Source organism: Aurantibacter sp., assembly GCF_039941195.1.
GTDB lineage: Bacteria > Bacteroidota > Bacteroidia > Flavobacteriales > Flavobacteriaceae > Aurantibacter_A.
On record NZ_JBDVFA010000008.1, the window covers coordinates 1 to 15,092 of the forward strand.

Sequence of the window (15,092 nt, forward strand, 5' to 3'; positions counted from 1 at the left end):
TTAGTATTGAATTCTAAAAAAATAGTTATTACAGGAGGACCTGCTACAGGAAAAACATCGGTAATCCAAAGTTTAGAAACTCAAGACTACCTTTGTTTTCATGAAATTATTAGAGATTTAACGAATCAGGCTAAAGATTTAGGAAATTTAAAGTCCTTAGAAACAAACCCAATTGATTCTGTTGACGACCCCTTGAAATTTAATAAAAAACTCCTTGAAGGCAGAACTAAGCAATACGTTGCTTCTAAAAAATCGGTTGATAATCTAATTTTCTTTGATCGTGGTATTCCTGATGTATTAGCATATATGATGCATTACAATCAGGATTTATTGCCTGCGTTTATTGAAGCTGCAGAAGAGCATACGTATGATATGGTTTTTTTGTTACCTATGTGGAAAGAGATTTTCTCTTCGGATGAAGAACGATTCGAAAGTTTTGATGAAGCATTGAAAATACAGGATTGTCTTAGAAATAGTTATTCCAATTTTGGTTATACTGTTATAGAAGTACCTTTTGATACCATTGAAAATCGAACTAAATTTATATTGAATACTGCAAACAAATAATAGGTGCAAAAAAATCCTCTAGAAATCTTAGAGCAATTTTGGGGTTATTCCGAATTTAGAGGGTCTCAGAAAGAAGTGATTTCTGCGGTGCTACAGGGTAGAGATGTCTTAGCGTTATTACCAACCGGAGGAGGAAAATCATTATGTTTTCAATTGCCCACTTTAATGAACAAAGGTTTATGCATCGTTGTTTCTCCTTTAGTAGCATTAATTCATGATCAAGTCGAAAACCTTAAAAATAAAGGAATTAAAGCATTGGCTTTAACAGGTGGTATTCCACAAGATGAATTAATTAATTTATTAGACAATTGCTTATATGGTAATTATAAATTTTTATATCTATCCCCAGAACGATTAAAACAAGAATTGGTACTAAAAAGAATTGTTACCATGAATGTTAATCTCATTGCTATTGATGAAGCGCACTGTATTTCACAATGGGGTCATGATTTTAGACCAGCTTATCTGGAATGTGATAAGTTGAGAACACTTCTTCCAGAAGTACCATTAATTGCATTAACAGCAACAGCAACAGAAAAAGTAATTAATGATATTAAAGACAATCTACAATTTGTTAACCCATTGGTTGCTAAGGATTCATTTGCTAGAGATAATATTGCATTCCGAATTAGTCGCACTGAAGATAAAAGGTATCAATTAAAGCAATTTTGCAAACAAACTGAAAACAGTGTAATTGTTTATGTAAGGACCAGAAGGTCTTCGGTTGAATTGTCGCAATTTTTATCATCCCATGATTTTAAGGCAGATTTTTTTCATGGTGGATTAAACAAAGTAGAAAAAAAAACCAAACTTAATAATTGGCTAAATAACAAATCTCAGATAATGGTTGCCACCAATGCCTTTGGAATGGGAATAGATAAGGCAGATGTCTCCTTAGTGGTACATTATCAAATACCAGATTGCTTGGAGAATTATTTTCAAGAAGCTGGAAGAGCTGGCAGAGATGGAAAACCAGCCTTGGCAGTTTTAATTACTAATAAAAGTGATGAAGCACACGTTAGCTCCCAGTTTTTAAGTGTTCTACCCAACACTCGATTTATAAAAAAGGTATATAATAAATTAAACAACTACTTTCAAATTTCTTACGGGGAATGGGTAGAAACAGCTTATCAATTTAGTCTCTATACGTTTTGTAACACCTATAAATTAAACACTTTAAAAACGTATAATGTATTACGGATTTTGGATCAATATTCCGTTATTTCCCTATCTGAATCTTTTTCAAAACAATCAGAGATAAAATTTATATGTTCAAAAAACATACTTTTTGAATATATGGATCGTAATAGCAAAGCAACTAATATTATTCAAACCTTGTTGCGAACTTATGGTGGCGTTTTTGATTTTGAAACAAAAATAAATACGCAACTAATCTCTAAAAAAACCAATCAGCCAGAACCTATAATTAATAAAGTATTGGTACAAATAGAAAAAGATGGCTTAATAACATATAAAGCGCAAGACAATAATCTTGATATTAATTTTCTAGTTCCTCGTGAAGATGACAGCACTATCAATTTGTTTAGCAAAAAAGTTGAAGAGTTAAACAAAACTAAAACTGAAAAGCTAAACAATATGTTAGCGTATGTTCAAAATAATACTTTATGCAGAAATAGAATGCTGTTAGCATATTTTGGAGAAAATAAAAATGAAGATTGTGGAAAGTGCGATATTTGCATGGCTAAATATAAGGTTACCAATACAACAGGAATCAACAATAAAATACTTGATTTATTAAAAGATGGAGATAAATCATCCAGAAAACTTATTGAAATATTAAGGGTAAATAATACTTCAGTATTAGAAAGCTTACAATATTTATTAGAAGAAAATCTTATACTACTAAATTATAAAAACGAATACCAACTAAGAAGATGAGAAAATTGAAAATTGTTTTTATGGGTACACCAGAATTTGCTGTTACCACATTAGATACAATAAATAAAAGCGAACATGAAGTTGTTGGTGTAATTACAGCGCCAGACCGTCCTGCTGGTAGAGGTAGAAAATTGAATGAATCGGCAGTTAAGCAATATGCTGTAGCAAACAACTTACCTATTCTACAACCTACGAATCTCAAAAACGAAACATTTCTAGCAGAATTAGAGGCTTTAAATGCCAATCTACAAATTGTTGTAGCCTTTAGAATGCTACCGAAAGTGGTATGGCAAATGCCTGAGTATGGTACTTTTAATGTTCATGCATCTTTACTACCAAATTATCGTGGTGCCGCTCCTATTAATTGGGCAATAATTAATGGTGAAGCGAAAACTGGTGTAACTACATTCTTTATTGATGATAAAATTGATACCGGCGAAATAATTCTTCAAAATGAAATAACTATTGATTCGGACGATACGGCGGGAATCCTTCATGATAAATTAATGGTTTTAGGAGCATCTTTGGCATTAAAAACTGCTGATTTAATTTCAATGGGTAAGGTAAATACTACAAAGCAGGTTTTTGAAGGTGATATGAAATCAGCCTATAAAATTTTTAAAAAGACCTGTAAAATTGATTGGGATAAACCTATTAATGAAATTTATAATCACATAAGAGGATTAAGTCCATATCCAACTGCAAACACAACCCTTATAAATAATGATGAGATAATTTTTCTTAAAATTTATAAAGTATCAATAATAAAGGAATCGCATAATTATGAAATTGGCAAACTCTTAGCTACCAAAAAGGAATTAAAAATTGCGGTTAATTCTGGCTTTGTTATTCTTGAAGAAATCCAATTACCAGGTAAAAAAAGGATGGCTGTAGCGGCATTATTGAATGGATTAAAGTTTTCAGAAAATGCAAAAGTTCGCTAAACCCCTGTTTTTATTGGCCTCAAGAGTGTAGAAAAAAGCCTACTTTATCAACAAACACCCTGAGTTATCAACAAAAACGCCGATTTCCCCCTATTTTACTTGCGTTCAAAGCAAATCCCTATAAATTTGCTTTAGTATAAAATTTTAACAACAATTAATTTAATTACGTTATGAACAAAACAGAATTAATCGATGCAATGGCAGCTGATGCTGGCATCACTAAAGCAGCAGCAAAAAAGTCATTGGAATCTTTCTTAGGAAATGTTGAAGGTTCTCTTAAAAAAGGAAACCGTGTTTCTTTAGTAGGTTTCGGATCTTGGGCAGTTTCTAGAAGAAATGCAAGAGAAGGTAGAAACCCATCTACTGGTCAAACTATCAAAATTGCTGCTAAAAACGTAGTAAAGTTTAAAGCAGGTTCTGATTTAGCTAATTCAGTAAACTAGTCTTTTACTCTTATAGTATAAAAGCGTTTGCCTTTGGCAGACGCTTTTTTTATACCCTCTTTTTGGTATTTATAAGAAATATCTTATTTTAGTTTGAAATCAGAAAGTCAAATGATTGATATAAAGCCAGAAAAAGGCCAACTTTTAATTGCTGAACCAGCCTTAACTGGAGACGTTTCTTTTAACAGATCAGTTGTTCTATTGGCCGAACATAATGCTGAAGGCTCTGTAGGATTTATCTTAAATAAACCTTTAGAATATCAAATTGGTGATTTGGTACCTGAAATTAAAATTCCATTTCAAGTTTTTAATGGTGGACCGGTTGAACAAGATAACCTTTACTTTATTCATAAAGTGCCGCATTTAATTAGTAATAGCATTGAAATTTCAGATGGTATTTTTTGGGGTGGTGAATTCGATATTACTATCAATTTAATTAATAACAAGGTAATATCAGAAAATGATATTCGATTCTTTTTGGGCTATTCTGGTTGGTCGTCATTACAATTAGACCAAGAACTTTCTTCTAAATCTTGGATTGTAGTAAAAAATGAATACCAAAGCAATATCATTCAAAAATCTTCTAATGCTTTTTGGAAAGAAAAAATGGCCGAACTGGGTGGTAATTATGTAATTTGGTCTAACGCTCCTGAAAATCCAAGTTTAAATTAAATAATACTTTGTAATTGTATAAGTCCTTTTAACTTCTCAATTATTTTATTAGCAGTATCAGCTGTATACACTTTTTTTCGATATTTCGTTATTGGAATTATTCCGCTCTCTATATTAATTATAAAAAGTTCGTCAGCTTTTTGAAGTTCAAAAGGTGATATAGAAGCCTCTTGAAATACATATCCCTCCGTTCCCTGAATTATCTTAATTAATTGATCTCTAACAACAGTATTTAATGCACCATCGGTTAAAGGGGCTGTTTTAACTACATTATCTTTAACCAGAAATAAATTTCCGATTAAAGAACCTACCACCATTTTATTATGATTTAATAACAAACAATCTTGGTATCCATTTTCATTTGCAAATACACTTCCAACAACATTCAACATTTTATTAGTCGTGTTTATTGTAGTTAGCATGTCTGCACTTAAATAGAAATCTTTAAAAAGTTCAACCTCATAACCACCATTCTGTATTCTAAATGAAGAAGATGCTAAATTCCGTCCTTTTAATAGATAGGATACTTCGCTAACTTCAGGTAATAATTTTTGCGTTGATGAATTTCTGAAAATAAATATATCTACAAGTATAGTTCTACTATTTAGCTCCTGCTCACTAAGAAGTTTAAGGATTTCAGCTTCGAGAAACTCCATTGTAAAATTCATTGGTATTTCCATTCGTAAAACTCGCATTGCAGCCATAAGCTTTAAATAATGGTCTTCCCAGAAAATTAGCTTACCATTTTTTACCCTTATTATTTCTGTAAGTGCATCTCCATACCGTAGTCCCCTATTTTGTTGATCGAACAAATTAGAATCCTGCAATACTATTTTTCCATTAAAATTTACCATAAAAAAAGTCCCGATTTTTTATCGGGACCAAATATACTTCAATAAAGTAACTTCTTATTTAGAACCTAAGATTTGCTTTAAGCTAGAAACTTGGTTTTCCCATAGCATTTTTGCTTCATCCACTTCATCTTCTTCAGCAAAATCGGTGATAAATAATGAAACATCCTTTGTAATCTCATCAACAATAATTCTCATTTCAAAAAAAGAATCATCATCATTCTCTACCCAAGAAAATTTTACAAAATCATCACTTTTACGTTTCAATAATTTTGCCTCTTCTTCTGAACCATCCCAGATAAAGCTAAATATCTCTCCTCGTGAATTTACATTATCTGCAAACCACTCAGAAAGGCCAGAAGGTGTTGATAGATAGGTATATAACAATTGAGGTGATGATTGTATCACAAATTCAATCTCAAATTTAATTTTATCGTCCATGAAAAGCATTCTGTTTATATGGGCAATATATAGAAATCCGAATGATTAAAAAATATTTAAAGCAGAATAATTTTAATTGTTGTTTTTTGATGAAGATGAAATTAAACTATATATTTGCACCCGTTTTTAAAACGACTGGCGAGGTAGCTCAGCTGGTTAGAGCGTCGGATTCATAACCCGGAGGCCGTGGGTTCAAGTCCCACTCTCGCTACAAAAAAGCTCCCTTAAAGGGAGCTTTTTTTATATACAATTATTAGTGAGTTGATACTAATTCATTTTTTTTTGAATGAACTATTTCTCAAGTTTTAGTACTGCATATTTTCCTTTGTTCCATCCATGTACCAATAAATAAAGTTGTTTGCTACCATTTTCAGTAACAAAATGTGGCCAAACTTGATGAATATTAGTTAAAACTGGAATATCTAAATCTCCCGGGATTACTGTAGAAACCAAATCCTCTCCTGAATGTACATATAACGGAGCAGATTTTTGATCCCCAATAGCTTCTAAGGCATTTAAAAAATAATGCTCATCTTTATATGATACATTACAAACTAGGCTGCCTGCTGGAATATCATTAAAAGTCTCAACAAATTTACCCTTCTTTGTAAATCGCACCACTTGTCCTGCAGCTCTATTAGCAACAAGAATTTTATTGTCATGAGCATATATGCCATGTGCTGTTTGAAACTGACCCGGATTGTCACCTTTTCCTCCCCAGGCTAATTTGCCCCAATTCCAAATTCCGTTTTTTTCCTTTATGGTCATTACAAAATCACCTTTAGAATAACCATGAGCGACATATAAAGTACCTCTTAAATAGGTTACATCGGTTACACCGAAATTGCTATCCTCTGATGCAAAGAATGCATTTGCAGGTTCGAATTTGAACTCATTGCCAGTAGGCTTTAAAATTTCACTTACAATAGTACCGTCTAATGTCAATACTAAAACTCTTTTGCCTTCTTGTGTGACCGCTAAATACTTTTCTCCCTTATGAACAAAGAAAACAATACCGTGAATATTATCTTTCAATCTTTTATCCGTTCCTAGAACTGACCAATTTTTAAGGTCTGCAGTAATAGCACATAAACCATAACCCGGAATTCCTGTATATACTATTCCCGTTTCTGGGTCTTCATTAAAACCACCATGCATTCTAGGTTCAAATTCATGTGCTGCTTCAGGGAAGGCCGCAGTTAATTCTTGATCCCAAGAAAAAATATAATCTCCTTGTCCCGTTTCTAATTTTGCCTGCATAGGAGCTTCATCAGCAGAATTACCTGTATGATGTTGATGATGGGCAATAGCATTATTTTCATTTGCATGATGGGAAAAATCATGGGTATGATGATGATTCTGGGCCAACAATGATATTGAACACCCTAAATAAACTACGATTGAAAAAAATGAAAGTGTAACTTTTTTTAGCATTGGTTTTGTCTTATAAATTTTTAGTAAGCTAATGATTCTTCAGTGAATTTTTATCCTAATTAGGCCAATATATCCTTAATTACATTACCATGTACATCGGTTAATCTAAAATCACGACCTTGAAAACGATATGTCAATCGTTCATGATCAATTCCTAATTGATTTAATATGGTGGCCTGTATATCATGAACGTGAACCTTTCCACTTATTGCAGAATAGCCAATCTCATCCGTTTCACCATGCGTATATCCGCGTTTGATTCCCCCTCCTGTCATCCACATTGTGAATGCTTCATTATGATGATCACGGCCCAGGAAATTTTTACCAGTACGGGCTTCCATCATCGGAGTTCGTCCAAATTCGCCACCCCAAACTATCAATGTATCTTCCAACATACCCCGTTGTTTAAGGTCTTTTAATAATGCGGCTATGGGCTGGTCAATTTGTTTACATTTTCGTCTTAAACCAGCTCCTACTCCTCCTCCTGGTCCAGCTCCATGCATATCCCATCCGTTATCATATAATTGAACAAAACGAACACCGTTTTCCACTAAACGTCGTGCTAATAGACAATTATTCGCAAATGAATTTTCACCAGGAGTAACTCCATACATCTCCTGAATGTAGTCTGGCTCATCATCAATATTCATAACTTTCGGAACTGAAGTTTGCATTTTAAAGGCCATTTCATACTGAGAAATTCTAGTTAAAATTTCAGGGTCTTGTGCTTCTTGATATTCTAACTCGTTTATTTTATTTATTGTTTCTACCGATTTTTTACGCATTTTGCTATTAACACCACTCGGGTTTTTAAGATTTTGTACTGGTGTACCGGTTGATTGACATTGTACTCCTTGGTGTACTGTTGGCAGAAAACCACTTCCCCATAATCGCTTACCACCCGTTGGACCTCCAGCAGATAATAAAACTACGAAGCCTGGTAAATTATCATTTGGAGAACCGAGACCATATGTTACCCAACCACCTAAACTTGGACGACCAGTACGCGGTGATCCCGTTTGCATTAAAAATTGTGCAGGAGCATGATTAAATTCATCTGTATGTACAGATTTTAGAAATGTTACTTCATCAGCAACCTCTGCAAATTTGGGTAAATAATCAGAAACCCAAGTTTGGGTTTCACCATATTGTTTAAAAGTACTTTGTGGGCCTAACATTTGAGGAACGCCTCTTATAAAAGCAAATCGTTTGCCTTCTAATAATGAAGGAGGACAAGATTGTCCATCCATCTTTTGAAGTTCAGGCTTATAATCAAAAAGCTCCAATTGCGATGGAGCTCCCGCCATATGCAAATAAATTACATGTTTCGCTTTGGGCACAAAATGTGGTAGTCCAACTCCCCCTCCACTTTTTGGTACATCTTTTGCAAAAAGGTTGGCACCTCCCATCATCGATCCCAATGTTACGGCACCCATACCAGTAACACACTTCTTTAGAAAATGTCTTCTGGTATTATATTCGCTTTGTCTAAAATGTGCTTCGTCTAAAATATTCATGGTGTTACCCTTTTACTATAAATTCATCTAAATTCAATAAGGCATTTGCAACTATGGTTAAGGCTGCCAGTCTATTTTTTTCAACACCTTTTTTATTATTGGCTATTTCTGGAAACTCTGAATCAATCTTTTCATTTGAGAAATGATACTCAGCATCAAGAAAAAGTTCTTTTAAAAGAACAAGTTTTTCATTACTAATTTTTCTTCCCATCACTTTAAAATAACCATATTTTATCTGATTATCAACATTTAAATCGGCATTAGCCATTTGCTCGGCTAAGGCATTAGATGCTTCGAAAAAGGTTTCGTCATTTAATAAATTTAAAGCTTGTAATGGTGTATTTGTCCTAATACGACGAGAAGCACAAATTGAACGATCTGGACTATCAAACGTCAGCATTTCGTTTGGCGGAGTAACCCGTTTCCATAACGTATATAACGAACGACGATATTTCGCAGAATCTCCTTTGATTGCCCACTCAGGCACACCTGTCCATCCTCCATCTACACTACTATTTACAACGCTAGGACCGCCAATAGTAGGATTCAGCAAACCACTTACAGTTAATACTTGATCGCGTATCTGTTCGGCCGATAATCGTGTACGATAGCCTCTCGCTAACCATTGATTACGGGCATCCTTTTCAATTTTATCAACATCGGCATCAGAAGATTGCTTATATGTGGCAGAAAGAACAATTTCTCTCAAGAATGGCTTCACCTGCCAATTGTGTTCGTTTTCAAAACGAACTGCCATCCAATCTAATAATTCAGGATGCGTTGGTTTTTCTCCCTGCGTACCAAACTCTTCCATAGATTCAACCAAACCAAACCCAAATAATTGTTCCCAAAATCGGTTCACGGCCACCCTTGCTGTTAAGGGGTTCTTTTCACTCATCATCCATTTTGCAAAATCTAAACGATTTTTTGGTTCATCAGCTTCTGAGTAACCATAAATATTTGGAATTCCACGTTCTACTTCTTTTCCTAAGGTTAACCAACTGCCTCTTTCAAATAGATGGGTTTTTCGTGCTTCTTCAGCTGGCAATTCTTGAATAATAGGCGTTGATGTAGATGGTATATCTGCGAGTCGCTGCAGTTTTTGATTGAAGGCTTTATCATATAAATTCATTCTTGGTTCTTCCTCATAAAACCTCATCTTATCTAAATAAAAAAGATGTCCATCAAAACGATCTCCTTTATAGAATTTTAAGTAAACATCATGAATACCAGTAACCTCATCAATAGCCATTTTAAATTCACGTATATTTTCTTTATTCTCAATAACATTTGTCCCTTTTCCGGTTTTCGTAATTTTGGCTTTACCGATTCTTCTACCATTTAAAGAATCTAAATGAATGTCAATATCACCGGCATAATCTATAATAGCAGAAGCAAAAAATCCAACTTCTTTAATACGTTCTAAATTTAATTGGTCATATTTCACCCATGAACTGTCTTGAACCTGCCATAAATATTGTAAACCTTCATCTAATTCTATAAAAGGGCTAGATTCATAAAACGACTCCGCTTCATGAATGCGATAACCGAGACGTTTTAAAACTGCATCTTTCTCATTGTACAAATACATAGCCTTTTCCTCTTTATCTTCTGGCAAAAGCTCTGAATCAATATATTCTAGTAGCGATTCTACTTCTTTTTTATCGCTCTCAGAATAGGTAAAAAGCTTGGGTTCTTCAAAATAGGAATCGTTATCTTTTGCATTATTGAAAAAAGCCATAGATTGATAAAACTCATCGTGTCGAAAAGGATCATATGGGTGACTATGACATTGAACACATGCCATAGTGGTACCCTGCCATACTTCATAGGTTGTCGCAACCCTTTCTACCACAGCAGCAATACGGAACTCTTCATTATCGGTTCCTCCTTCATCATTTGCCAATGTATTTCTATGGAAAGCTGTAGCAATTAACTGTTGTTCTGAAGGGTTTTCCAATAAATCACCAGCCAATTGTTCAATGGAAAATTGATCATAAGGCATATCGCTATTAAACGCATTTATAACATAATCTCGATATTTCCATATTTCGCGATTGGAATCTTTCTCGTATCCTTTAGAATCGGCATAACGGGCTAAATCCATCCATAAAGAGGCCCATCGTTCTCCAAAATGTGGGGATTTTAATATTTTATCAACCTCATTTTCATAAGCACCCTCCGCACTATTGTTTAAAAAATCTTCAACTTCTTCTGAAGTCGGCGGTATTCCTATTAAATCAAGATATAGTCTTCTTATTAAAGTTTCTTTATCTGCTTCGGGCGAAGGGCCTAAATCGTGTTCCTTCATTTTAGCATAAACAAATTGGTCAATCTTTCCTTTTGCCCAAGACAGACTATCTATTTTTGGAGGTTCAATATCTTTCTTTGGAGGAATATATGCCCAATGTTTTTCCCACTTAGCACCTTGATCAATCCATTCTGCAAGTATGTCAATTTCTTCTTGAGATAGCGCTGGAGCATCAAAAGGCATTCTTAACTCTAGGTCTTCATGAACAAGACGTTTGTAAAATTCACTTTTAGAATGGTTACCACGTACAATTGCTGGTGAGCCAGATTGTGTTTCACCGAATGCATCCTCTTCAAAAAGTAAACTAAATTGTCCACTGGCCTTTACGCCACCATGACATCTTAAACACTTATTATTTAGAATAGGCCGAACGTCGCGATTGAAACTTATTTTATCTTCTGAATTTTGACAAGAACATAGTATTGCAATAAACAGTAGGGAGAGGTATTTGTTCATTAAGCGTATTAGTTTCTAATAGATTTATTAAGTAGTTGACGTATTTTATGAAGGAATATTAATAATTCACCCCTTGCTTATTCTATGAATAACGTCAATAAAAATAAAAACAATATTCTATTATTACTAAAATACAATTAATGTAACGGTAAAATTCAATAATTCTAAATATTTCTTTTTATATCCTTTTTTTTCCAAAACATTGATAACTATTAATTAATAACTAAAATTAGTGGTTTTGATTTTTAGAATACGAATTCTTTAAATTTGTAGTATGAATAATACCATATCTATTCGTGTTGCTGATTTTTTAAAGCGTTTCCCTCCTTTTAACGCTATTAGCAAATCGGATTTAGAAACCTTAGCTAGTAAAGTTTCAATTGTTTATAGAGATAAGGACAGCCCAATTTTTCAAACTGATGAAATGCCTCATGAATGTTTTTACGTGGTGCATAAGGGTGCTGTAATCCTAAAAAACAAAGAGAAAGATTCGTTGTTAGATATGTGCGATGAGGGAGATATCTTCGGTTTACGACCACTAATAGCGAATGAAAATTATAAAATGGATGCTTTTGCCTTTGAGGAAAGTATACTATACGCTATACCCTTAGCTTCCTTTCGACCTTTTTCACAAAACTATGAAGATGTTAGTAACTTTCTTTTGGAAAGTTTTGCTTCAAATACTAGAAACCCATATTCCATTAAGCAAAAAGGACAATTGGTAAGTGAACGAGAAGCTGTAAACAATGATTCTTCGGGTAACGTAATGTTCGATTTGCAACAAGTCACTTATTCTAAAAAACTCATTAGTTGCTCCAAATCGACTACTATAAAAACGATTGCTGAAAGAATGACAAAAAAGCGGGTTGGCGCCATGCTAGTATTAGAAAATAAATTGCCAGTAGGTATTATTACAGATAAAGACATACGTAATAAAGTAGCTACTGGTCTTTTACCCATTACGGCCAAAGCAAGCGCCATTATGAGTTCACCAGTTATTACCTACCCTGATACAATGACCGTATCGCAGGCGCAAATGGCTATGATGAAAAGTGATATTAGTCATTTATGCCTTACCGAAGATGGTACCACAAATACAGCTGCCGTTGGCATACTTTCTAAGCATGATTTGATGTTAACTTTAGGTAATAACCCTGCCGTACTTATGAAAGCCATTAAAAGGGCTAGTAGGGTTAAAAAGATAAAACTTATACGAAAAAGTATAATGAATCTGCTTCAAGGGTACTTAGATCAGAATATACCTATGACCCTAACTTCCCGTATTATTTCTGAACTTAATGATGCCTGTGTTAAACAAGTAATTAAGCTTTCATTAAAAGAAATGAGCGCCCCACCACCAGTTAAATTTTCATGGTTAAGTATGGGTAGTCAAGGTAGAAGTGAGCAATTATTACATACTGATCAAGACAATGCCCTTATTTTTGAAGATGTTCCTGATTCGGAAATAGCCGAAACCAGCAAATATTTTTTACGATTAGCTCAAATGATTACCAAAGGGTTGATGAAAATTGGTTATGAATATTGCCCTGCAGAAATGATGGGTTCTAACCCCAAATGGTGCTTAAGTTTATCGCAATGGAAAGCATCTGTATCCCATTGGATTGCCTACCCTGGGCCTGAAGAAGTGTTATTATCATCTATCTTTTTTGACTACACTTTGGTTTATGGTGAGAAAGAATTGGCTGATAAACTAACAGAACATATTTTTAAAGAAACATCAACGTACCCCGTATTTTTTAGGCATTTGGCCAGTGGAGCATTACAAAATCCTTCTCCTTCTGGTTTTTTCAGGTCATTTTTAGTGGAAGATGATGGGGCTCATAAAGACTTCTTCGATTTAAAACGGAGAGCCCTAATGCCATTGGTAGATGCGGCCAGGGTACTTATTTTATCACATCAAATAAAATCGATTAATAATACAGCTGAAAGGTTTGAACGACTGGCAGAACTAGAGCCTAATAGTCAAGAGTTATTTTTGGCATGCTCTTATGCAACAAAAGCGCTTCTTAAATTTAGGACCAAACAAGGTTTACTCCATAACGATTCTGGGCGATTTATTGCTTTAGATACCCTTAGCAAAGAAGAAAAAATTAAACTTAAACGCACCTTTAAAACAATTAAGGAACTACAGGAGTTGATTAAAGTGCGTTATATGGTTGCTAATCTTTTAGGCTAATGAGAATATTTAAAAAAAAGAAAAAAATACATTTGCCAGATTTTTGGCATGAGTACGAAGATACCTTCAGTCAAAAATTACCAGATGATATCAATGCAATTCGTTTCGTAGTTCTCGATACAGAAACTACTGGTTTTGACTATGAAAAAGACCGTATTCTAAGTATCGGAGCCTTATCACTTATAAATAATACCATAGTAGTACAAGATAGTTTTGAGGTCTATTTAGATCAATATTATTACCATGCCAAAAATGTAGAAATACATGGTATTTTAAGGGATGAACGAAAGGAAAGTATCTCGGAAATAGAAGCTTTACAACAATTCTTAGCGTTTTTAGGTAATTCGGTTATTGTGGCACATCATGCAGGTTTTGATATGCGAATGTTAAATTGTGCTCTAGAGCGTTATGGTCTACCAAAATTATTGAACAAGGTATTAGACACATCTTACCTCTATAAGAAAACCTTAATCTATTCTCCATTATTAACGCGTAAAGAACAATATTCTTTAGATGAATTAGCGGAAAAGTTTGACATCGCCAAAAAAGACAGGCATACCGCTTTGGGTGATAGTTATATAACGGCTATTGCATTTTTAAAAATAATGGAAAAGCTTAAAAAGAAAGCAAAATTTAGTCTCAAAAAATTAATGAGTTAAACGCTTCTATCTTAGTTCTTCATATAACTAAGCACATTTTGTTCTATTCGTTGTTGAATGTTAGATATGTCTGCTTTTACAAAAGTTTCTCCCGTTATATTCTCATATAACTCAATATATCGCTCTGATACTGAAGTTATGTATTCATCAGACATTTCAGGAACGGTCTGCCCTTCAAGTCCCTGAAATTTATTTTGAATTAACCATTGACGAACAAATTCTTTGGACAATTGTTTTTGTGGTTCTCCTCTATCTTGTCTGTCCTGATATCCATCAGCATAGAAATATCGTGACGAATCTGGCGTGTGAATCTCATCAATCAATACTATCGTACCATCACTGGTTTTTCCAAATTCGTATTTGGTATCCACAAGTATTAATCCTCTAGAGGCAGCAATCTCAGTACCTCGTTGAAATAAAGCTTGGGTATACTTTTCAAGTACACTATAGTCTTCTTCTGAAACTATTTTTCTATCTAGAATACCCTCTCTCGAAATATCCTCATCGTGATCTCCCATTTCAGCTTTTGTAGCCGGCGTAATAATCGGATTAGGAAATTTATCATTTTCCTGCATTCCTTCTGGCATCGCAACACCACAAAGCATACTTTTTCCTGCTTTATATTCGCGTGCCGCATGGCCGGAAAGGTATCCTCTTATCACCATTTCAACCTTAAATGGTTCACAGGCATGGCCTATGGC

General features: G+C 34.1%; 13 protein-coding genes and 1 tRNA gene. 8 read left to right on the forward strand and 6 right to left on the reverse strand.

Annotation, left to right across the window (positions count from 1 at the left end; all coding sequences use genetic code 11):
* The 5 genes from ABJF52_RS01015 to ABJF52_RS01035 form a co-directional block, all read left to right on the forward strand.
* Positions 1 to 567: ATP-binding protein (locus tag ABJF52_RS01015; protein WP_348144999.1), on the forward strand; the 567-nt coding region annotated here is incomplete at its 5' end.
* A gap of 3 nt (positions 568 to 570) precedes the next feature.
* Entirely contained in the window at positions 571 to 2,466 is a 1,896-nt protein-coding gene (locus tag ABJF52_RS01020; protein WP_348145002.1) for a RecQ family ATP-dependent DNA helicase, read from the forward strand.
* Positions 2,463 to 3,410, forward strand: a complete 948-nt coding sequence (gene fmt, locus ABJF52_RS01025) for a methionyl-tRNA formyltransferase (RefSeq protein WP_348145004.1) — start codon at positions 2,463 to 2,465, stop codon at positions 3,408 to 3,410. The genes ABJF52_RS01020 and fmt overlap by 4 nt, the downstream gene beginning before the upstream one ends.
* Before the next feature lie 170 nt (positions 3,411 to 3,580).
* Positions 3,581 to 3,853, forward strand: a complete 273-nt coding sequence (locus tag ABJF52_RS01030) for an HU family DNA-binding protein (protein ID WP_348145007.1) — start codon at positions 3,581 to 3,583, stop codon at positions 3,851 to 3,853.
* 111 nt (positions 3,854 to 3,964) lie between these two features.
* Positions 3,965 to 4,525, forward strand: a complete 561-nt coding sequence (locus ABJF52_RS01035; RefSeq protein ID WP_348145010.1) for a YqgE/AlgH family protein — start codon at positions 3,965 to 3,967, stop codon at positions 4,523 to 4,525.
* On the opposite strand, the gene ABJF52_RS01040 is transcribed toward ABJF52_RS01035, so the two are convergent.
* Complete coding sequence (locus ABJF52_RS01040; protein ID WP_348145013.1) at positions 4,522 to 5,379, reverse strand: aminotransferase class IV; 858 nt, start codon at positions 5,377 to 5,379, stop codon at positions 4,522 to 4,524. The genes ABJF52_RS01035 and ABJF52_RS01040 overlap by 4 nt on opposite strands.
* Before the next feature lie 54 nt (positions 5,380 to 5,433).
* Positions 5,434 to 5,817, reverse strand: a complete 384-nt coding sequence (locus ABJF52_RS01045) for an START-like domain-containing protein (RefSeq protein ID WP_348145016.1) — start codon at positions 5,815 to 5,817, stop codon at positions 5,434 to 5,436.
* A 137-nt stretch (positions 5,818 to 5,954) separates the two neighbouring features.
* On the opposite strand from ABJF52_RS01045, the gene ABJF52_RS01050 reads away from it, so the two are divergent.
* Positions 5,955 to 6,028: transfer RNA gene (locus tag ABJF52_RS01050), tRNA-Met, on the forward strand.
* An 80-nt stretch (positions 6,029 to 6,108) separates the two neighbouring features.
* Here the strand turns inward: ABJF52_RS01050 and ABJF52_RS01055 are convergent.
* The 3 genes from ABJF52_RS01055 to ABJF52_RS01065 are packed head-to-tail and all read right to left on the reverse strand — an operon-like array spanning position 6,109 to position 11,535.
* Positions 6,109 to 7,251 carry a hypothetical protein gene (locus tag ABJF52_RS01055; protein ID WP_348145019.1) on the reverse strand — a complete coding sequence of 381 codons (1,143 nt, stop codon included), beginning with the start codon at positions 7,249 to 7,251 and terminating at the stop codon, positions 6,109 to 6,111.
* A 59-nt stretch (positions 7,252 to 7,310) separates the two neighbouring features.
* Positions 7,311 to 8,768 (reverse strand): DUF1501 domain-containing protein, encoded by a 1,458-nt coding sequence (locus ABJF52_RS01060; RefSeq protein WP_348145022.1) that lies wholly within the window; start codon positions 8,766 to 8,768, stop codon positions 7,311 to 7,313.
* Positions 8,769 to 8,772: 4 nt separating this feature from the next.
* Complete coding sequence (locus ABJF52_RS01065; protein WP_348145025.1) at positions 8,773 to 11,535, reverse strand: DUF1553 domain-containing protein; 2,763 nt, start codon at positions 11,533 to 11,535, stop codon at positions 8,773 to 8,775.
* Between the two features lie 274 nt (positions 11,536 to 11,809).
* Here ABJF52_RS01065 and ABJF52_RS01070 point away from each other — a divergent pair, with 274 nt between their 5' ends.
* Together ABJF52_RS01070 and ABJF52_RS01075 are read left to right on the forward strand one after the other, a co-directional pair.
* Complete coding sequence (locus ABJF52_RS01070) at positions 11,810 to 13,732, forward strand: DUF294 nucleotidyltransferase-like domain-containing protein (RefSeq protein WP_348145028.1); 1,923 nt, start codon at positions 11,810 to 11,812, stop codon at positions 13,730 to 13,732.
* Positions 13,732 to 14,391, forward strand: a complete 660-nt coding sequence (locus ABJF52_RS01075; protein WP_348145031.1) for a 3'-5' exonuclease — start codon at positions 13,732 to 13,734, stop codon at positions 14,389 to 14,391. The genes ABJF52_RS01070 and ABJF52_RS01075 overlap by 1 nt, the downstream gene beginning before the upstream one ends.
* A gap of 11 nt (positions 14,392 to 14,402) precedes the next feature.
* On the opposite strand, the gene ABJF52_RS01080 is transcribed toward ABJF52_RS01075, so the two are convergent.
* Positions 14,403 to 15,092: phosphoribosylaminoimidazolesuccinocarboxamide synthase (locus ABJF52_RS01080; RefSeq protein ID WP_348145034.1), on the reverse strand; the 690-nt coding region annotated here is incomplete at its 5' end.